Origin of the sequence: Yoonia sp. GPGPB17, assembly GCF_037892195.1 — a bacterium.
Classification (GTDB): Bacteria; Pseudomonadota; Alphaproteobacteria; order Rhodobacterales; family Rhodobacteraceae; genus Yoonia.
Genome location: NZ_JATACI010000002.1, coordinates 2,021,621 through 2,040,388 on the forward strand (window position 1 = coordinate 2,021,621; position 18,768 = coordinate 2,040,388).

Here is an 18,768-nt window from a genome sequence, read left to right on the forward strand (position 1 = left end):
AGGAAGGCGGATCAACGGGTTGAGCGTTGGTGTTGGTGACAGTGTGGGCGTCGTCGAAGCAAACCTAGATCATTGGAACTATGACTACACGTGGGATCAAATAGGCAATGGGGATCGGCGCACTTTGGCTTTGCAAGCCCATTTCGACATCCCGCTCGACAGCGTTGATTGGACCTTGATGACCCCCGTCCAGGCTTGCGCCGACAACTTGGCCAAGCACGTCGATGCGGGTTGGACCAAGCAAGAGGTGCTTGCGCAAAACTGGAATGTCTCAACCGATGCGACGTTCTCTGGCGAAATCGCTGTCGCCCGCGGAGGTAACGTCAAACCTGCCAAGCAGACAAACCTTGGGCAATTGGATCTACAGAGCGATCAATTTGACTACCACGTTTTTGTCCGTTGCCTCGCAGCGCCTAACCTCGAAAACACCCTAGCCCCACCAACCGGTACCGCGATGCCTTTTCAGCCGGGCCAAATCCAAGTCAGTGATCGGCCAGCACGGCAGGAGATACGCCCTGCGCGTCAAAGTGACCGACCCGCGCGGCAGGAGACGCGACCTGCCCGGCAGAGCGACCGACCGGAGCGCCAATCCGATAGGCCAGAGCGTCAGGACACACGCCCGCCTCGGCAGCAGGATTGAGGTTGTAGGTTTCCCAGCCCAACCCTAAGCCCATTGGGTTTTCATTACCCTGATAGTTGGTCCCACTCACGGTGCTGCATATCCCCAGAACTCTATGCGCTCACCACGTTCGACACCAGCTGTCCGTCTGGCCGCTCTCAATCACCATTGAGGGCGGCCCTTTTTTGCGTGCAGCGAAGTGGCACGCTCGTAATCAACCTCCGGTCAATGATACGTAAAAGATACAGTTGGTACACAAGTATACATCAATGAAATCAATTGGATAAGTTGACCAATTAGCCATGCATCAGGAACAAGCGAAACGCTGATCTGTGGTTGATTATACTGTATCGCATTACCCGCCGGTCGTCTGGCTGTTCCACACTGAAACGAAAGGAACAACACATGCGACACGCCTTAATTCTTATTCTTTACACATCAACCCTTGCTACAACTACTTCCGCGGGAGGGCTCAGCGACCCAGTCATCGTTCCGCCCGCAGCTCCGATTCCGACGCCAGCACCGGCTTACGACTTCTATGTTGGCGCGCAGCTGGGATTTGGCACGGGTGACGTGGCCCCCAATGATCCAAGCACCATTTTCCGCGAATTTGACATTGAAGGCCCGTTTCATGGGGTTCATGCTGGCGTCCAACGCGACTTTGGCCCTCTGACGCTTGGGGTCGAGGTGGACTACACCAGCTCTTCGGGTGATCTGGAAGAAGACGATAACCCATCGGCTTTCATCGATGTTGATACTCTTGCGCATTTGAAGCTGCGGGCCGGTACGAACATTGGATCAACATTGGTGTATGGCACAGCTGGTCTGGCGCATGCTGCGATCACAATCGAGCAGGGCATCGACAAGATTGAGTTGGAAGACAACGCACCATTCTACGGTATTGGTGCGGACTTCATGGTTAACGAGAACTTCTCTATTGGCGCGGAATACCTTGTCCACAGCTTTGAAGACATGGAAGGCAGCGACACAGACTTCGATCTGAACACAGCAATGCTGCGCGTTTCCTATCACTTCTGATAAGAGAGACTGACCGCGCAAAACGGCGCGGTCAGTTCAACGCGTCAAGTAAGTGCTTTTCGAAGAAAAGCTCGAAAGAGCCCTGGCGATTGGTGCGCATCTCCAGTTGGACCTGTCACGTTTTTGTGCCGCTCCAAATACTCAATTAGACCACTCTCTATTCAAAGATGATGGGGCTTTTCTAGTCGAGTGCTGAGTGCCTTCGCCTCGGATTGCAGAAGCCTTTGAGGTACTGGAAGATGGCCAGTTCGGCCTCCCTGCGCGTTTGCCAAGACCGCCGCCAGATCAGCGCTGCTTTGATCGTTTTGAGGAATGCTTCGACGGCAGAGTTGTCGTAGTAATTGCCTTTGCTTCTCATCGATACCAGGCACCCATACTGGTGCAGGAGCTTCGGATAGTCGTGAGAACAGTATTGGCTGCCACAATCCGTGTGGTGAATGCATCATTTGGGCGGTTGCCGAGCGCGAGCCCGGATCGCCAGATCGCGCTTCGTCCGGTCAGGTACGGACTATCCGACCACATATCGGGAGTGAAGGTCGAGAATGACAGCCAGATACAGCCAACCTTCGCGAGGTCAGGCATAGCGGATGTCGACCGCCCATTTCTGGTTTTGCTGATCCGCTGCGAAGTCCCAGTTCAGCGGGTGCGGCGGGATATTGAACGCATGGCTGCTATCGGCCGCAACCTTGTATTTCTGTGATCATTCAACACAGATGCAATTCTCGGGCATCAACCGACCAACACGACGGAGCCGGACCTGCAAACCCAGTTCCTTCTGTCCTTTTGTCACCCGCCGACGGCCATAGCCGCCGAGGCCAAGACGATATTGTTCCTTGATATGCGTGAGGACCACCATGCCGCCATTGATCAAGCCCTTGGAAAACACGGCGTCGCACCCAAGCTTCCTCTGGACAGGTGTCACCCCTTCCCTAAAGTGGCGACATGACGGCATTTGAGATACCTCAATTCCGCGCGCCTGCCCCGCGTGGGCTATGCACTGACTGCGGCGTCTCACGGATGACCGACCCATCCGCCTGCGGCAAAGCCTGCCAGTTCATCAAACCAAACTACCCTTCATCAGAAACAACGGTGCATGGGCGCGCCGCGCAGGCTACTGGCGATGAGCAGTTCTTTGGCGTCATCCAGACCATGTACCGCGCCGCTCTCACATCCGCACGCGCCGGCGCGCAATGGACTGGCCTCACGACCCGTTTTGCCGAAAAACTGCTGGAAACCGGCGCTGTCGATGCCGTCCTCACGATGGTGCCTGACGAAACCGACAAATGGCGCCCGCGCCCTGCCCTTATCACCGATCCGGCCGACATGCAGTACGCCCGCGGGATGCGGATGGGCTATGCCCCGCTGCTTGCCTTGTTGGAACCGGCCCTCACCGCAGGCCATCGCAAAATCGCCGTCATCGGCATCCCCTGCCAGATCTACGCCCTGCGCGCGATGGAGGCTAACCTTGGGTTCGACCGTATTTATGTCATCGGCACCCCGTGCTCTGACAATACAACAACCGAGAATTTCCACAGCTTCCTCGCCCGGCTGACCAATGCGCCTGAAACTGTCACCTACCTCGAATTCCGCGCCGACTATCATGTCGAACTGCGATTCACCGATGGCAGCCAGCGGCTGATCCCCTTTCTCAAACTGCCGCTTTCCGAGTTGTCTTCTGATTTCTTTCCAACCACCTGCCGTACCTGCGTGGACTATACCAACAGGCTCGCCGATATCACTGTCGGCTATATGGCCGGTGAAGGCGATCAATGGCTGATTGTGCGCAATGACCGGGGGGCTGAAATGCTCAAGAGCCTTGGTGATGAGGTGACGCTCGCCCCCCGGATCAAGAGGCAAACGTGCTGGCTCTGTCAAAGGTTTCATCGAAAACACCCGACTGGCGGCTGGCGGCTTACCTTTGCGCCGGATGCCGGATTGGCTGCGGGGGATCATGGGCTGGCTGATGCCCCGGATTGGCCCTCGTGGCCTCGAATTCGCCCGCGCGCGTGTCGAAATGAAAGCCGCCGAAACCATCCTGCACCTGCGGCGCGAAGAACCCGCCAAGATCAAGAACATGGTGCCAGAGCACGTCTGGAACCTCGCCGGGCCCTACGGGCTAACACCCAAACCGGGTGAGCAAGTCACGGACGATCAATCAGCCTGAAATGCACCGACGACAAGGATACTATCATTTGGGTCATCAATCACGATGACGCCACCCAGCTCATCCGCTTGCGGGCCAAAGAACGTGCCCGTCGTTGATGAAAGCGTACCTGCACCCCCCAAACGGGCAAAGTCACCAGTTCCGCTGATGGTGCCCGTCCCAAAACTGAAGTTATCGCCGCTTACAGCTCCATCGCTCAAAACAATGGAACCGGCACCAGAAAGGTATCCCGTACTCGCACTTTCAACACTAAAATTATAAAGCGTGCCCGCAATGCCGCCACCGCCACCCCAATTCACCGTAAATGCGGCGTCACCAGTCAAAACCAAAGTATCCGTTTCAAAAGCGGCCGTTACATTCACCCAGCCCTCATTGTAGTGAGTAACACTCCCGCTCGCAGGCAGATCACCCGCCGGAACGGTCAGGCCAACAACGCCAAAGACGTTACCATCGCTGATCTGGACAACCCGAGAAAACTCTCCATTCACTGGATTGCTGAATATAGCGGCGTCATCAAAATCCGCCCCATCCAGCGCGCCAGTGGTGATCGCGCCGGTCTCACCTTGAAAAGTCACACTACGCCGCGCGCCGAAGGTGTCACCCTCAAGTACAACATATGTCGCATCAAAAACGCAAGCTGCGGTTCGGTCAGACAATGCAGGTGTGCCAACACCAGGGGGCGTCTCTACCGCCGGTGCACCACTGCTATTGCTGCCACTGCCTGCGCCGCCCGCAACGCATGCCGCAATCCCACAACTGGCCATGCTTAAGCGCATGACCCACGCAACACAGATTTGATCATGATGCGAAATCCGATTCTGTGACAATGGCGCCTTCGATCGTCAGGTCGAAATTGACGCCCGCCGCATTGAAAGCAAAAAAGCTATCGGTGCCATTGTCGGTCAACACGCCCTGAGCGATATTGAAGCCTTGCAAGTCGATAGCATCCAAACCAATCTCAAAATCCAGAATCCGGTTGTCACCGCCGGATCGACTAAAGACAAAGGTATCCGCGCCACCGCCACCTTCCAGCACATCATTGCCTGACCCTGCGATCAACCGGTCATCGCCCGTAACGAAACTACCACTCGGGTCACCACGCAAAACATCATTGCCAGAGCCGCCGTCCAACCTGTCGTCACCGATACCGCCAATTAGCGTATCATTGCCAGAATTGCCTGCCGCATCCAGCGAACCGCCACCCCCAACGATTTTGTCGGCGCCATGACCACCTGCGATATTGTTGCTGCCACGGGTGTCAACCAACAGGTCATTTCCACCGTTCCCAAAAAGATCGTCGTTTCCCGCGCCGCCAAAGATGCTATCGCCAAGGTCACTGCCATTGATGACATCATCGCCGCCTTTGGCGAAAATGATCTGCGCCGTATTCACCTTTGTGAAATCGGCACTGTCGGCGGCATCACGCCATGCGCGCGCGCCATAAAGGGTGCCAATGCCTGCAACATCACCGCCCTGCAGTGCGTCTGTCGACAAGAATGGATTCATGTTCTGCAGGGTGCCGCCATTGAATGTATTCGGTACGTGCCCCATCCCCAATGCATGCCCAATTTCGTGCAATGCCACGGCGAAAAAGTCGATGCTGCCGCCGGTGAGTGACCAACTCTCGGCAGTGTCAAAGACAATTTCGACCTCATCGAACAAATAGGAATCGTTCCCCCTGACAGGATCAGTCAGCGAATTGAACGTCATAAAGCCCAGTACCCCCGATGGCGATCCAAGATTGGAATGGACATTTGAACCACCGGTTGAAATATCAATCATGCCACGCCCGGATGTGACCTCTTTGAACATGACGTTCGCAACTGATGACCACGTCAGAAACGCCAATTCGATGGCCCTGTCAAAGGCCGCGAGTGCCGCACCGGACAACCCGTTGATCCCGGTCAAGTTCATTGAGTAGGTCACTGTCCCGCCGGACGCGCCGATGCGATCAACACCCCACTTCATCGCCTCAACTTGCCCATCGTTAAATGGGTCAATAAACGCAAAAGGCGCATCGGGCGTGCCCTGCGTCATCCGTTGCGGGTTTTCTACACTGTCGCCCGTCTCGCCGACTGCAGCGTTGCAGTATGAAACTCCACACATCACGCACATGGCTCTATGTCCCGTCACATTTGGCCCGTAAAGGGACCGCCCGTTTCAACCATTGGCCAAATCAGTATTCAGCCATATCTGTGTCAAAGCAGTTTGTCTGGAACGAAACGCACATGCGTCGGTCCCAAATCCGCTGGATCACAGATATGGCCTGCAAAGCCTTAAGAAATTCTTCAAACAGGCAGCGCCGTTGTTTGCCGCACCGTACGTAAAGCAAACGATGACTGCATCTGCGCCACCCCTGGCAAGGTCGCCAGATAGCGGCGGTGAATACGGGCAAAGTCTTCGGTGTCCCCTGCAACCACTTTCAGCAGGTAATCAGCCGTACCCGCCATCAAGTGACATTCCAGAACATCCGGCACCCGTGCGACGGCCTTTTCAAAGGCATCCAACACCTCATCAGCCTGCCCACTAAGCGTAATCTCAACAAAGACCGTTGTTGGACGACCCACCTTGCGCGGATCCAGAAGGGCAACGTAGTCGCGAATAAACCCCTCCTTTTCCAACCGCTGCACGCGCCGATGACAGGCTGAGGCAGACAGGTTCGCCAAATCCGAAAGTTCCGCGTTCGACATACGGCCTTTCTTCTGCAAAACCGTGAGGATTCGGCGATCAATACTGTCGAGTTTCATTTTCCGCACGATCCTTCGATAAATTTGGCATATCAGACAAGTTCTTACCAGAGTTACCGCAAACATCCAAGAAAAAGCCCGGTGAAATTGCAGACGGGCAGATGAATAGTCCGCCCAGATTATAGGGAGGAACGGGTCATGCATATCGGATGCCCAACAGAGATCAAACCACAGGAATTCCGCGTCGGCCTGACACCAAATGCCGCGCGCGAAGCCGCCAACCACGGCCACAAAGTTACCGTCCAATCAGGCGCAGGCAATGGCGCCGGGTTTACGGATGCAGACTACATTGATGCTGGTGCAGCTATCGTTGAAACTGCGGCAGAGGTCTTTGAAACGACCGAAATGATTGTAAAAGTGAAAGAGCCTCAGGCGATCGAACGCAAGATGCTGCGCGAAGGTCAGATTTTGTTCACCTATCTGCACCTTGCCCCAGACCCAGAGCAGACCAAGGATCTGATGGCATCAGGTGCCACCTGTATCGCCTATGAGACCGTGACGGACGACCGTGGCGGACTGCCACTGCTGGCACCTATGTCTGAGGTCGCCGGGCGTCTGGCGCCTCAAGTTGGTGCTTGGACGTTGCAGAAGGCGAACGGTGGACGCGGCGTTCTGATGGGCGGCGTGCCTGGTGTGGGACCTGCGCGCGTTGTGGTCATCGGTGGCGGCGTCGTCGGCACACATGCTGCGCGCATTGCCGCCGGTATGGGCGCAGATGTGACGGTGCTCGACCGGTCCTTGCCGCGTCTGCGCTATCTTGATGATACCTTTGGCGGACAGTTCAAGAACAGCTACGCCAGTGCTGGCAACACGATTGAGTTGGCGCGCGAAGCGGACATGATTATCGGTGCGGTTCTGATCCCCGGTGCGGCCGCGCCCAAACTGATCTCGCGGGCACAATTGGCCGAATTGAAACCCGGTGCCGCGCTGGTGGATGTCGCCATCGACCAAGGCGGCTGTTTTGAAACCTCGAAAGCTACGACCCATGAAGACCCGATCTACGACGTCGATGGGATCATGCATTATTGCGTCGCCAACATGCCGGGAGCTGTGGCGCGGACGTCAACGATCGCACTCGGAAACGCCACGATGCCCTTCATGCTGTCTTTGGCCGACAAAGGCTGGCGACAAGCTTGCGAGGATGATCCTCACTTGTTGAACGGACTGAATGTGCACGCGGGCAAACTGACCTACTACGCCGTGGGCAAAGCGTTGGGCATTGACGTTTTGTCACCTGCGCTGGCCCTGAAGGAATAGGACACACACTCACGAAACCGGTGCGGCCGATTCTCCTCATCCGCCGCACCGGATGATGTGGACACATAAACAACCTCGAACCGGCGGGGTAATTGTGGCGATCAGCAAGCTATTTTGTGGCAATGGCATGAATTGCAAAACTTGCACTATACTTTAGGTAAGTATTTGACGTTTAACCATGATTTCACCGGAAATCTCACTCAATTACGCTATGTAATCAACTAGCGTGAGTAACAATGAGTAACAGATTTTCTAGCACTATCCGTACCGCTATTTCTTTCACCGCTTTCGCAATAGCAGCAACAGGAGCATCTGCTCAGGGCCTTAACATTGAGTCAGATGGCGCAGACCGCATCAGGTTGGCCGGACAGCTCCCCACGTTCACGCAGCAAGTCGCCGCAGCGTCTTGCGCCGTCACATCTGGTGTTGACGTCGAAGAGGCATATGATGTGCTAGAACGTGCGACAGAGCAATTCGACAGATACATCGTTGCCCTCAGAGATGGCGATGAAGAACTTCACATCCTTCGTCCAGAGGATAACCGGCGCATTCTCGTAGATATAGAGCATGTTATGGCCGAATGGATGGAAATCCATGGAGCCATTGATGCCATACTGGTTGACGGGCATGACGTAGAAAGTGCGCATCACATCGATGATCACAATCTCAAGCTTCTTGAGCTCACATCAATCTTGGCCGCTGACATTTCTGGTAAGTATGCCGTCCCATTTGAAATTTCGGCTCGCGATGTCATGCTGCTGGAATTGGCAGGTCGCCAACTCATGCTGACACAGAAGATGGCTAAGGATGCATGCGAGATATGGACAGGATATCATGCCGCTGATGCAAAAGACGACCTGCGTGTGACCATGGCTTATTTTGAGAACTCCTTGGTTGCATTGCACTCTGGGTTGCCAGCCCTAGGGATAATACCTGCACCAAATGATGTGATCCGCGCTGATCTGGAAGCCTTGCTCAATAGATGGTCCATCCTAAAGCCAAATCTTCAGACATTGGTTGAGGGCGGTGAATTGAATGAAGACCAAAAGTATGAAGTATTCCACGACCTAGAGATCGAACTTGCTGAGCTGGAGCATCTACTTGTCGACTATAAGGAATACGCAGAGCGCGCGCACTAGGGTAAGTTTTTCAAGCCAATCGGTCGCTTTAACGTCCAACCTGAGCGAATGAGCAGCGCTCAGTTCTGGTACAGTTTTCAAGCGGTATAGCTCCATTGCAAATGCCCGGGCAAATGACAGGACTTGCTGCAAAGTATGACCGTCTGTAACGTCGGATCAGTCAACTCAGGCTGACACACGCCATGCCAAAGATTGAAATCAACGGACGACTGCTTCATTACGTCGCCACAGGCACCGGGGAGGATACGATCGTGTTCTCGCATGGCTATCTGATGCGCCACCAGATGTTTGAAGCCCAGATCGGCGCCTTTAGCAAATCCCACCGCGTTATCGCATTTGATCATCGTGGGCATGGCGATAGCGGGACCTGCCAACAAGCCTTCGGCATGTATGACTTGGTGGATGACGCTGAACAACTGATTGAAGGCCTATGCGATGGCCCAGTCCATTTTGCGGGTATGTCCACAGGCGGCTACGTCGGGTTGCGCCTGCTACTACGCCGCCCCGATCTGATCAAATCGCTGATTCTGATGGACACCGGGGCCAATGCTGAGAGCCCGGCGACCCTCAAGCAATACAATCAGCTGCTGTTCTTTGTGCGCCTCGTCGGCATCCGGCCTTTGCTGGGCAAAGTACTCCCGTTGCTGTTCGGGCCAACCTTCCGCAGTGACCCGGCGCGACAGGCAGAGTTTTTCCAACTCAAGTCCTATATCGGCCGTCTCGACCGCACATCTGTCAGGCTATTCGGACGTGCCATTTTTGATCGCGATGATGTACAGGACGCGCTGCGCGCATTGAAAAACGCACCTCCGACGCTGATCATGGTTGGCGAGGATGATATCCCGACGCCACCGGCCACGGCACAGGCAATGCATGAGGCAATCAGAGGGTCGGAGCTCATAAGTGTTCCGGAAGCGGGGCACACATCACCCTTGGAAAACCCAAGTTTCGTGACCGAAGCCATCGACCGTTTTCTCAAACATCAAACGTAAAGAAGGGCCCGCTGTCGCCAGCGCGCCCTCCAGAAGACCGATCCTTTGACTTAGGCTTGCGCCTTCAATGCATCGCGAATTTCTGCCAGCAGATCTTCGGCTGTCGGGCCCTTTGGCTCTTCGGGTGCAGCCTCTTCTTCTTTGGCGGCAGCGTCTTTGATCTTGTTGACATTGCGCACCAGCATGAACACCACAAAGGCGATGATCAGGAAGTTGATGATCGCCATGATGAATGCACCATAAGCAAAGATTGACGCGCCGGCTTCGCGCGCGGCTTCCAGTGACGCGCCCTCTGGCACCTCACCGGCCAACACGGCGTAGTTGTTGGTGAAATCAATCCCACCGGACACAAGGCCGATGATCGGGTTAATCAGATCGCCCACCAGCGATGTCACAATCGCGGTAAAGGCGGCACCGATGATGATACCAACGGCCATGTCCATGACATTGCCCTTGGCGATGAAGGTTTTGAATTCGTCTAGCATAGTTGTCCCCATTGCTTGGCTTGGCGCGCGGATCTGATGCCCACTGCGCAACTGCGCACAGTGTTACCGCTATCTGCTCACACTCGCACGGGTTTTATTTACGGAAATTCCCCTTAGCTTGGGAGGATCGAAAAATCTGCAAAGGACATCGCCTGATGGCTGACTTATCCGCATTCCCGATCACGACCCGCTGGCCCGCCAGCGATCCATCTGTCATTCAACTTTATTCTTACCCCACGCCCAATGGCGTGAAGATATCCATCGCGTTGGAAGAGATGGGTCTTGCCTATGAACCGCACCTTGTGACGCTCAGCGATGCCGATGTGAAAAGCGACGCATTTCTTTCACTCAATCCCAACAACAAGATCCCGGCGATTATTGACCCTAACGGGCCAGATGGTCCGATCGGGATTTTCGAAAGCGGTGCTATTCTGCTGTATCTGGCTGAGAAATCGGGGAAATTTCTTGGGGCAACGGCCTCGGACAAGGCGAAGATCACGCAATGGCTGATGTTCCAGATGGGCGGCCTTGGGCCAATGTTGGGACAGATGGGCTTTTTCTACAAGTTTGCGGGCAAAGACATCGAAGACCCCCGTCCTCGCGAACGTTACCGCGACGAAGCAATCCGTTTGCTGACTGTTCTGGACAAAGAACTGGAAGGCAAAGAATGGATTGTCGGCGACTATTCCATCGCCGACATGGCGATTGCGCCTTGGCTGAATGCGTTGGAATTCTACGGAACCAAAGATGCGGTCGGCTATCACGACTTTAAGAATGTACCGGCTTATGTTGAGCGGTTTTTTGCGCGGTAAGCTGTGGAAAAGGCCAAACGCATCCCCGATCCGTCGTAAGACGGTTTTTACAAGAAACTGCACGCCCGCTGGATACACGGGCGCGCAGCCTTAAATTTGGGTCTTCAATGTCACTTCGGCGGAGCGTGACAGACCGCTTCGATATTGTGCCCATCCGGATCCAGCACAAACGCGCCATAATAATCAGCATGGTAGTGCGGGCGCAGGCCGGGTGCGCCGTTGTCTTCACCGCCAGCGCGTAAGGCTGCTGCATAGAAAGCATCGACCTCGGCACGTTTCTTTGCCTGCAAAGCAATGTGTAACATACCTGTCGTTGCACGCTCTTCAGCCAGCCAGAACCAGGGGCGATCATCGCCATAGCCACACACCTTCACACCGCCTGAATGCTCCAAGGGCACCTCAAACAGCCGTTTGACCCCCAGAGGTGCGAAGGCTTGATCGTAGAAAGCGGTTGAGCGCGCATAGTCAGTCACGCCAAAGGTCATATGATCGATCATTGCGGCGCCCTCTTACGCCGGAGCAAACCGCACTTAAGGCAGCGTTCCGTTCAACACATACTGCAAAATCTGCACGACCTGCTGCGGTTCTTCCACAACGGCCAATGCCGCCGCATCCACCTCTTTGAGCGGATGCTGATGCTCTGGCCCATGCATCACGATCAGCGATTTGCCCAGCGCGGCGGCATAACCCGCATCAAACGCCGCGTTCCATTGTTTGTATTTCTCGCCAAAGCGCACCACGACGATGTCGGCATTTTCGATCCCGTGCCGGGTCCGGATCGCATTCAGGTTTGCCCCTTTGTTGTCGTGCCAGAACTTCTTGTCCTCTGCCCCCATGATCGCGACGCCGCAATCGTCAGACGCATCATGGTCGGTTACAGGGCTATCAAAAGCCACATCAAGTCCAGAGGCCCCCATGGTGATCTGGTCACGCCAATCGGTGTGGATTTCTCCGGAAAGGTAAATCTTGAGGGTCATATCGGGGTTCCTTCACTTCAATTGCTTCTGAAAATAGACCTTGTTGTCCTCACGGCCAGTCTCTTGCCAACCCAGTTTCAGGTAAAAGGCTTGGGTTCCGGCCATACCGACATGGGTGGCCAGTTTGATCATGTTGTGGTCCGCCGCCGCAGATGCCTCTGACGATTCGTTGATCAAGGCCTGGCCAATCCCAAGTCCGCCCGCATCAGGGTGCACCGCGAGATTGGCGATATGCGCCAGATTGCCAAGCACGAGGACGATGCCGCCACGGACCTCACCATCAACCTCTGCGACCCAGACGTTGTGATCGCGTATGTCCTCTGCGACCCCTTCGGTGACGGGCGGCAAGCCTAACGCCCGAAATGGCGCATAGGCCGCTTCCAGCACCGCAGTTAAACCGGCCACGTCATCTTTTGTGGCCCGGCGAATAATCATCCCCGGAGGCTACCGCCCGTGGCCTTGGTCACTTTCTCGACGATCTTAGCGCTGACCGCCTCGATATCGGCGTCCTTCAGTGTCTTATCGGTCGGTTGCAAACGTACGGTCACAGCAAGCGATTTCTTGCCCTCGCCAAGGCTGCCGCCAATGAACTCGTCAAAAACGCGCACATCTGTGATCAGCGCCTTGTCGGCACCAGCCGCAGCGTTCACCAGCGCCAGCGCCTCGACCTCTGCGTCCACCACAAAGGCAAAGTCGCGCTCGACCGCTTGCAGATCTGTTGCGGCCAAGGCCGGACGCGTCGCGGATTTCTTCTTCGGCACCGGCACTTCATCAGGCCAGATCGTGAAGGCGACCGCAGGGCCTTTAATATCCATCTCACGCAGCACCTTAGGATGCAGTTCACCAAAGATGCCCAACACCTTTTTGGGGCCAAGGCAGATCTTGCCGTGACGGCCAGGATGCCACCACTCCGACGCGCCGCGCAGGATTTGTACTTTCGCAGGCGCGCCAATCGCGGCCAGCACAGCCTCGGCATCCGCCTTTGCATCGTAGAGGTCCACAGGCCGCGACGTGCCATGCACATCCTTCGGCCCGGTGCGTCCAATCAGAACGCCCGACACCAGCATATGCTGCTCGCCTGGTTCGCCACCATGGAAACCAGCTCCGACTTCGAAAAGACCCATGTCCATGAAGCCACGCGCCTGATTGCGGGCAGCGGCCCGCAACAGACCGGGCAGCAGATTAGGCCGCATATGCGACATTTCAGAGCTGATCGGGTTCTCCAGCATCGTCGCATCATCGCCACCGCCAAAGAGTTTCGCCGCTTCAGCATCAATGAAACTGTAGGTCACGCACTCGTTGTAGCCCAGTGCAGCCGCCGTTCGGCGCGCGGTCTGTTGGCGCGATTGGCTGGGGGTTAGGATCGGTTTTGGCACGCCCGCATCAATGCGCGGCAGCGGCTTACCCTCCAGCTTGGTCAAGGATGCAATGCGCGCGACCTCTTCCACCAGATCCGCCTCGCCCTGCACGTCAGGCCGCCACGAGGGCACGTGGGCCATGTCCCCGTCCATCGTGAAACCGAGATCGGTCAGCGTGACGCGCTGGGTCGCTTCGGGGATGTCCATGCCCACCAGTGAAATCACCCGTTTGGCGTCCAGCTTGTAGGCGCGCGACGTATCCGGCACGGCGCCTGCTTGGATCAGCTCGGATGCTTCGCCACCGGCATGGTCAACGATCATGCGCACGGCATGCTCTAGCCCCACGGGCGTGAAGGCCGGATCGACGCCGCGTTCAAAGCGGTAGCGCGCATCAGAGTTGATCTTGAGTGCGCGGCCCGTGTAGGCGATCTGGATCGGGTCCCAATAAGCGCTTTCAACAAAGACGTTGACGGTCTCTTCCGTGCAGCCCGTGTCGGCCCCACCCATGATACCGGCAATGCTTTCAGGGCCATTGTCATCAGAGATGACCATCTGGCCGTTTTGCAATGTGTATTCCTTGTCATCCAATGCCACGAGGCTTTCGCCCCCAGCGGCGCGATGCACACGCAGGTTGCCATTCACCTGATCCGCGTCAAAGACGTGCAGCGGGCGGTTCAGGTCGTAGGTGAACCAGTTCGTTACATCGACGAGGAAACTAATAGGGCGCAAACCAATGGCGCGCAACTGCGCCTGGAGCCAGTCGGGGCTGGGACCGTTCTTGACGCCTTTGATCAGGCGACCACAAAAGACCGGGCATCCATCAAGCGTATCATCATCAATGGATACCTTCAGGTCAGCCTTAAAACTGGCAGGCACCGGATCAACCGAGATGGCTTTCAGGGTACCGATACCGCGCGCCGCGAGGTCACGGGCAATGCCGCGCACGCCCAGCGCATCGGGGCGGTTCGGTGTAATCGCGATCTCAATCACCGGATCAACCTTGTCCGGGTCGTTCGCGGCCAACCAATCGGTAAAGCGATCACCCACCTCGCCCGAGGGTAGTTCGATGATGCCATCATGCTCTTCCGACAGCTCCATCTCGCGTTCGGAACACATCATGCCATGGCTTTCGATGCCGCGGATTTTACCGACGCCAATGGTGGTATCAATGCCGGGCACATAAGTACCGGGGCTGGCGATCACGACGGTGATACCGGCGCGGGCATTGGGGGCGCCACAGATAATCTGGGTCGGGCCATTCGCCGTTTCAACCCGACAGACCTTCAGCTTATCAGCATCGGGGTGCTTTTCAGCCGTCAGCACCTTGCCGATGGTGAAATCGGCCAACCGCTCAATCGGGTTTTCGATGCCTTCAACCTCTAGCCCCAGATCGGTCAGCGCATAGGCGATATCCGCGACCGAAGCGTCGGTGTCGAGGTGGTGTTTCAGCCAGGAGAGGGTGAATTTCATAGGTCCGTCCTGCGGGTTAAATCTGTTGTGATCGGATTAGCGGATAACGTGGCAAGGGGAAAGGGGCGCGTCGGTGTGCTAGAGTTCACGCCCGGCCAGATCCTCGACCAATTCGAAATGCTCAAAGACCAACATCATCTCGGGGTGAAAGCCACCGTTGCGTTTGAAATACGCTTTGTGGTCTTTGCGCCAACCCAAAAGACTGTCGTTTTCGCCTTCGGCCAAGGCCATCTCTTCGGTGACGTCACAATAGCGGATTTCCTGCACCTCGGTGGTGCGGATGACCAGCGCTGGGGTGCCGTCCCAATTTGCGGCGATATCGCAGCGGCCCACGACAGGCATCGCCTCCGGCTCGCCTTCGAAATCGGCGAGCGCGCCGCAGGTTGCGGTTTTCTTGCCTTGGCGGACAAGGGCGATGAGGTGTTGGCAAAGTGCGGCGCTATCGCCGAATTTGAAGGTGCCCGCACCTGGATATGTGTCTTGCAGATCTTCGGTGTCGTTGGTCATTCTTGGATCTTTCTCAACATCGGGGCAGCGCCCGGACCTCGGGGAGGCGCCGAGGCTGTTCAGTTTGGCGGAACGTTGTGTTTATCGGTGGGGGTATCGTTGTGCGCAGCGTTGCGAAAGCGCCCTCCCCATGGGGGAGGTCCGGGCGCTGCCCGGCAAGCCGGGCGGGAGATTTGTTACTCAAGCGATTTCTTCTTGGCTTGCTCCAAAGCATCGGGAGGGAGACGGCTTTTGCCCTTGTAACCAAAGACAGACCAAGCCAATCCATCACGTCTCATCTCTAAAATGAGGTCGTTGTGAGCTTTCGCCAATCTCTTGAAGGCGGGGTGCAGCGCTTCTGATTCTAGGTCCAATTCATTTGCTGCTTTTTCGAATTCCTCTAAATAGACCGATATAGCCAACATAACAGGAGGAGCCGCATACAGCGCCACTGCATTAGAGGATTTCTCCATCGTTTCATGCAATCGGAGATATTCATCATCGGTGAAGTTCGAGTAAGCCTGATTTGGGCGTGGACAATTCAGCAGAAACTGTTCGTACACTCGACGTTTCTCCACAAGAATTGCTTCAGACTGCGAGTAAATCCGGCCCAGTACAAAAGCAACTGCGCCGATAACAACAGCCCAAATCTCACTCACCTACTCAACCCACCATGCAACGTCGGCTGATCCAGCGCCGCGAAACCATAGTGCCGCAACCACCGCAAATCACTGTCAAAGAACGCCCGCAAATCCGGGATCCCGTATTTCAGCATCGCGATCCGGTCGATGCCCATGCCAAAGGCAAAGCCTTGCCACTCGGTCGGGTCGATCCCGCCCGCCTCAAGCACTTTGGGGTGCACCATGCCGGAGCCAAGGATTTCCAGCCAGTCGTCGCCCTCGCCGACTTTCAGCGTGCCGCCTTCCCATGAACAGCGGATATCGACTTCAGCCGAGGGTTCGGTGAAGGGGAAATGGGACGCGCGGAAGCGGATGTCGACGTGGTCGACCTCGAAGTAGCTTTTGACGAATTCTTCCAGCACCCATTTCAGGTTCGCCATAGAGATGTCTTTGTCGATGGCAAGCCCTTCGACCTGATGGAACATCGGCGTATGGGTCTGGTCATAGTCGGCCCGATACACCCGACCGGGGCAGATGATGCGGGTCGGCGCGCCTGTGGCCTCCATCGAGCGGATTTGCACAGGTGACGTATGCGTGCGCAGCACATGCGGCGGGCGGTTATCGCCCTCTTTGCGATGCGTATAGAACGTGTCCATCTCGGCCCGCGCCGGGTGATGGCCGGGGATGTTGAGGGCGTCAAAGTTGTACCAATCGCTTTCGATCTGCGGGCCTTCGGCCACGGCAAACCCCATATCGGCGAAGATCGCCGTGACCTCCTCGGTCACCTGGCTGATGGGGTGCACGGTGCCTTGGCCGCGCCCACGCGACGGCAGCGTGACGTCGAGCCATTCGTCTTTCAGACGCGCATCAAGGGCGGCATCGGCAAGGCCCGCTTTCTTGGCGGCGAGGGCGGAGTTGATCTCATCCTTCAGCGCATTCAGCGCCGGGCCTGCAACCTGCCGTTCCGCTGGTGTCATCTTGCCCAGTTCGCGCATCTGCAAACTGATCTCGCCCTTCTTACCCACGGCCTGCACGCGCAGGTCTTCGATCGCGGCTTCATCAGCGGCATCGGCAATCAGGCTAAGGTATTTTTGTTTCAGATCGTCCATCGGGCGCCTCTATGCATCATTCCCCGCGGTGCTAGCGAAATGGGTGATTGGTTGCAAGGCTGACGGGGTTGGTTCAGTCCTGACGCAGCAGGCGGGCCAATTGCACCGGCAGGGTCGTGCGCGCCAAGGGGCCCAAACCCACCACGTCCAACTGCGGAAAAATTGCTATCAGCTCGGCTCGGGTCTCGCCCGCCCAGCTCCGCGACGTCATAGACAGCCGGATAGTAGCTTTCGCTCCAGAACCCGTGGCTTTCAACGATCTGATGTGTATCGAACAGCAGGTGGTGATAGGTCACTTTGCGGCAGGGCGCGCGACGTACGGCGTGATCGTCGATCAGCGCTTTGGCGGGAACCAGCACTTCGGCCTCGCCGAACAACAGTTCAGCCTGCCAACCGGTGACCAGGACACGGTGCTGGGGTGACACCGATAGGGCTTTACGCGCACCATAGCGGCCCGCGCCGATCGTGACAGGCGCCAGCCGCCCCATGCCCGAGACGGTTTGGCTGGCCGCCCAGCGCACCGGTTGTGCGCCATGGTCGCGTGTCAGCACCAGATCGCCTGCCGCGATATCCTCAATACGCACTGGTCCATCGGGCGTCATGATCTCCGTTCCCGATACAAAGCATGCCAATCCGCTGTCACCCGGCGACAGGTCTGTAAAGACGGCTGCATCCGGGTCAGGCTGGTTAAACTGGATCGAGGCACCAACAGAATTGGGACCCGATGGCGTTGGGATGTTGACCGAAACAACCGTCCCCGGCGCGCCCGTGGCCGCAGCCGCCCCACCAACCGCCACGATGTTTTGCGTGCCGCTGCCGATATCATAAAAATCAATCAGCGTATTGGTAGCGACATTCGTCAGCGCATAGGCTTCGTAATTGGTCGCACCGCTACCGTTGGGATCAGTCAAAAGGATCGGATAGTTGTCTTCAGAGATCACATAGACTTTTTCACCATTGTCGGGGTCAATCACTTCGGTGATCAACCCGTCATCAAGGCCGTCCTGCAAGTTGATATCCAGACCGAGCGAACCATCGGCCTGATAGAACCCAACGGTAAAATCTGCCGGGTCTTCATTTGCACCCAGCGCAACCTCAAGGAACTCTGACACGCCCGTCTGCGACGAATATGCGTTTGAGTAGTGAAGTTCACTGATACGAGCCATGTCACCAATCCCGAGGGTATCTTCTTGCGACAGCTTATAGGCAGGAGATTAAAAAAATGCACGTTTGGATACAGCTAACACTGTGTTACAACCAACACCAAAAGCACGGCAGCCACAAGAACCGCCCGGCAATGCATCCTTCTTTTGTGGCCGGTGCATAAAATCGGCATGGGACGGGCCGGTCTGAATGGCTTCTGGAGGCGATGGGCGTTTTAAACCTATCGGAACAATCGATAGCCCAGAACTGATCGCGGTTGCCCGAAGGCCGAACGCGAACCGTGATCTCAGGCCGCGTGATGCATCATGCACCTCACGGGGTTGGATATCCG

Annotated in this window: 19 protein-coding genes and 1 pseudogene; 7 read left to right on the top strand and 13 right to left on the bottom strand. The window is 56.3% G+C overall.

All coding sequences use genetic code 11. From position 1 onward, the window contains the following. Nucleotides 1-19: 19 nt before the first annotated feature. Together QTO30_RS10860 and QTO30_RS10865 are read left to right on the top strand one after the other, a co-directional pair. Nucleotides 20-640 (top strand): hypothetical protein, encoded by a 621-nt coding sequence (locus tag QTO30_RS10860; RefSeq protein WP_340424157.1) that lies wholly within the window; start codon nt 20-22, stop codon nt 638-640. A 384-nt stretch (nt 641-1,024) separates the two neighbouring features. After that, on the top strand, nt 1,025-1,657 hold the full coding sequence (locus QTO30_RS10865; protein ID WP_340424158.1) for an outer membrane protein: 633 nt from the start codon (nt 1,025-1,027) through the stop codon (nt 1,655-1,657). A 181-nt stretch (nt 1,658-1,838) separates the two neighbouring features. Here the strand turns inward: QTO30_RS10865 and QTO30_RS10870 are convergent. Continuing rightward, nucleotides 1,839-2,513, bottom strand: a pseudogene (locus QTO30_RS10870) (IS3 family transposase); the annotation flags it as partial. 161 nt (nt 2,514-2,674) lie between these two features. Between QTO30_RS10870 and QTO30_RS10875 the strand changes: the two are divergent. Beyond that, a complete protein-coding gene (locus QTO30_RS10875; RefSeq protein ID WP_340424159.1) occupies nt 2,675-3,793 on the top strand; it encodes a Coenzyme F420 hydrogenase/dehydrogenase, beta subunit C-terminal domain in 1,119 nt (372 codons plus the stop codon). 15 nt (nt 3,794-3,808) lie between these two features. On the opposite strand, the gene QTO30_RS10880 is transcribed toward QTO30_RS10875, so the two are convergent. The 3 genes from QTO30_RS10880 to QTO30_RS10890 form a co-directional block, all read right to left on the bottom strand. Continuing rightward, nucleotides 3,809-4,597 carry a transferrin-binding protein-like solute binding protein gene (locus QTO30_RS10880; protein WP_340424160.1) on the bottom strand — a complete coding sequence of 263 codons (789 nt, stop codon included), beginning with the start codon at nt 4,595-4,597 and terminating at the stop codon, nt 3,809-3,811. Nucleotides 4,598-4,619: 22 nt separating this feature from the next. Continuing rightward, nucleotides 4,620-5,927 carry a matrixin family metalloprotease gene (locus tag QTO30_RS10885; RefSeq protein WP_340424161.1) on the bottom strand — a complete coding sequence of 436 codons (1,308 nt, stop codon included), beginning with the start codon at nt 5,925-5,927 and terminating at the stop codon, nt 4,620-4,622. A gap of 182 nt (nt 5,928-6,109) precedes the next feature. Further along, a complete protein-coding gene (locus QTO30_RS10890; RefSeq protein WP_340424162.1) occupies nt 6,110-6,568 on the bottom strand; it encodes an Lrp/AsnC family transcriptional regulator in 459 nt (152 codons plus the stop codon). A gap of 138 nt (nt 6,569-6,706) precedes the next feature. Here QTO30_RS10890 and ald point away from each other — a divergent pair, with 138 nt between their 5' ends. The 3 genes from ald to QTO30_RS10905 all read left to right on the top strand — a co-directional run bounded on the left by ald (nt 6,707) and on the right by QTO30_RS10905 (nt 9,956). Continuing rightward, a complete protein-coding gene (ald, locus tag QTO30_RS10895; protein WP_340424163.1) occupies nt 6,707-7,825 on the top strand; it encodes an alanine dehydrogenase in 1,119 nt (372 codons plus the stop codon). A gap of 236 nt (nt 7,826-8,061) precedes the next feature. Then, nucleotides 8,062-8,964 carry a type IV pili methyl-accepting chemotaxis transducer N-terminal domain-containing protein gene (locus QTO30_RS10900; protein ID WP_340424164.1) on the top strand — a complete coding sequence of 301 codons (903 nt, stop codon included), beginning with the start codon at nt 8,062-8,064 and terminating at the stop codon, nt 8,962-8,964. Nucleotides 8,965-9,146: 182 nt separating this feature from the next. After that, a complete protein-coding gene (locus tag QTO30_RS10905) occupies nt 9,147-9,956 on the top strand; it encodes an alpha/beta fold hydrolase (RefSeq protein WP_340424165.1) in 810 nt (269 codons plus the stop codon). Nucleotides 9,957-10,006: 50 nt separating this feature from the next. On the opposite strand, the gene mscL is transcribed toward QTO30_RS10905, so the two are convergent. Beyond that, the gene (gene mscL, locus QTO30_RS10910) at nt 10,007-10,441 is read right to left on the bottom strand and encodes a large conductance mechanosensitive channel protein MscL (protein ID WP_340424166.1); all 435 of its coding nucleotides are present in this window, start codon (nt 10,439-10,441) and stop codon (nt 10,007-10,009) included. Between the two features lie 155 nt (nt 10,442-10,596). Between mscL and QTO30_RS10915 the strand changes: the two genes are divergently transcribed. Continuing rightward, entirely contained in the window at nt 10,597-11,253 is a 657-nt protein-coding gene (locus QTO30_RS10915) for a glutathione S-transferase family protein (RefSeq protein WP_340424167.1), read from the top strand. A gap of 110 nt (nt 11,254-11,363) precedes the next feature. Here the strand turns inward: QTO30_RS10915 and QTO30_RS10920 are convergent, their stop codons facing one another. From QTO30_RS10920 to QTO30_RS10955, 8 genes are all read right to left on the bottom strand, one after another. Next, nucleotides 11,364-11,750: a VOC family protein gene (locus QTO30_RS10920; protein WP_340424168.1), complete on the bottom strand. Its 387-nt coding sequence runs from the start codon at nt 11,748-11,750 to the stop codon at nt 11,364-11,366. Between the two features lie 33 nt (nt 11,751-11,783). Then, entirely contained in the window at nt 11,784-12,230 is a 447-nt protein-coding gene (locus QTO30_RS10925) for a YtoQ family protein (RefSeq protein WP_340424169.1), read from the bottom strand. A 12-nt stretch (nt 12,231-12,242) separates the two neighbouring features. Continuing rightward, nucleotides 12,243-12,635, bottom strand: coding sequence for a GNAT family N-acetyltransferase (locus tag QTO30_RS10930; protein ID WP_340424170.1), 393 nt, complete (start codon nt 12,633-12,635; stop codon nt 12,243-12,245). Nucleotides 12,636-12,661: 26 nt separating this feature from the next. Further along, the gene (gene pheT / locus QTO30_RS10935) at nt 12,662-15,058 is read right to left on the bottom strand and encodes a phenylalanine--tRNA ligase subunit beta (RefSeq protein ID WP_340424171.1); all 2,397 of its coding nucleotides are present in this window, start codon (nt 15,056-15,058) and stop codon (nt 12,662-12,664) included. A 78-nt stretch (nt 15,059-15,136) separates the two neighbouring features. Further along, entirely contained in the window at nt 15,137-15,565 is a 429-nt protein-coding gene (locus tag QTO30_RS10940; RefSeq protein ID WP_340424172.1) for an ASCH domain-containing protein, read from the bottom strand. A 176-nt stretch (nt 15,566-15,741) separates the two neighbouring features. Then, nucleotides 15,742-16,203: a hypothetical protein gene (locus tag QTO30_RS10945; RefSeq protein ID WP_340424173.1), complete on the bottom strand. Its 462-nt coding sequence runs from the start codon at nt 16,201-16,203 to the stop codon at nt 15,742-15,744. Continuing rightward, a complete protein-coding gene (gene pheS / locus QTO30_RS10950) occupies nt 16,200-17,273 on the bottom strand; it encodes a phenylalanine--tRNA ligase subunit alpha (protein WP_340424174.1) in 1,074 nt (357 codons plus the stop codon). The genes QTO30_RS10945 and pheS overlap by 4 nt, the downstream gene beginning before the upstream one ends. Then, nucleotides 17,261-18,439: a Hint domain-containing protein gene (locus tag QTO30_RS10955; RefSeq protein ID WP_340424175.1), complete on the bottom strand. Its 1,179-nt coding sequence runs from the start codon at nt 18,437-18,439 to the stop codon at nt 17,261-17,263. The genes pheS and QTO30_RS10955 overlap by 13 nt, the downstream gene beginning before the upstream one ends. Between the last annotated feature and the right edge of the window lie 329 nt (nt 18,440-18,768).

Coding starts and splice junctions, on each gene's coding strand:
- QTO30_RS10915 (WP_340424167.1), top strand. CDS start 10,597: ATGGCTGACTTATCCGCATTCCCGATCACGACCCGCTGGCCCGCCAGC.
- QTO30_RS10865 (WP_340424158.1), top strand. CDS start 1,025: ATGCGACACGCCTTAATTCTTATTCTTTACACATCAACCCTTGCTACA.
- QTO30_RS10920 (WP_340424168.1), bottom strand. CDS start 11,750: ATGATCGATCATATGACCTTTGGCGTGACTGACTATGCGCGCTCAACC.
- QTO30_RS10925 (WP_340424169.1), bottom strand. CDS start 12,230: ATGACCCTCAAGATTTACCTTTCCGGAGAAATCCACACCGATTGGCGT.
- QTO30_RS10955 (WP_340424175.1), bottom strand. CDS start 18,439: ATGGCTCGTATCAGTGAACTTCACTACTCAAACGCATATTCGTCGCAG.
- QTO30_RS10940 (WP_340424172.1), bottom strand. CDS start 15,565: ATGACCAACGACACCGAAGATCTGCAAGACACATATCCAGGTGCGGGC.
- pheS (WP_340424174.1), bottom strand. CDS start 17,273: ATGGACGATCTGAAACAAAAATACCTTAGCCTGATTGCCGATGCCGCT.
- pheT (WP_340424171.1), bottom strand. CDS start 15,058: ATGAAATTCACCCTCTCCTGGCTGAAACACCACCTCGACACCGACGCT.
- mscL (WP_340424166.1), bottom strand. CDS start 10,441: ATGCTAGACGAATTCAAAACCTTCATCGCCAAGGGCAATGTCATGGAC.
- QTO30_RS10880 (WP_340424160.1), bottom strand. CDS start 4,597: ATGCGCTTAAGCATGGCCAGTTGTGGGATTGCGGCATGCGTTGCGGGC.
- QTO30_RS10890 (WP_340424162.1), bottom strand. CDS start 6,568: ATGAAACTCGACAGTATTGATCGCCGAATCCTCACGGTTTTGCAGAAG.
- QTO30_RS10905 (WP_340424165.1), top strand. CDS start 9,147: ATGCCAAAGATTGAAATCAACGGACGACTGCTTCATTACGTCGCCACA.
- ald (WP_340424163.1), top strand. CDS start 6,707: ATGCATATCGGATGCCCAACAGAGATCAAACCACAGGAATTCCGCGTC.
- QTO30_RS10875 (WP_340424159.1), top strand. CDS start 2,675: ATGACCGACCCATCCGCCTGCGGCAAAGCCTGCCAGTTCATCAAACCA.
- QTO30_RS10900 (WP_340424164.1), top strand. CDS start 8,062: ATGAGTAACAGATTTTCTAGCACTATCCGTACCGCTATTTCTTTCACC.
- QTO30_RS10885 (WP_340424161.1), bottom strand. CDS start 5,927: ATGTGTGGAGTTTCATACTGCAACGCTGCAGTCGGCGAGACGGGCGAC.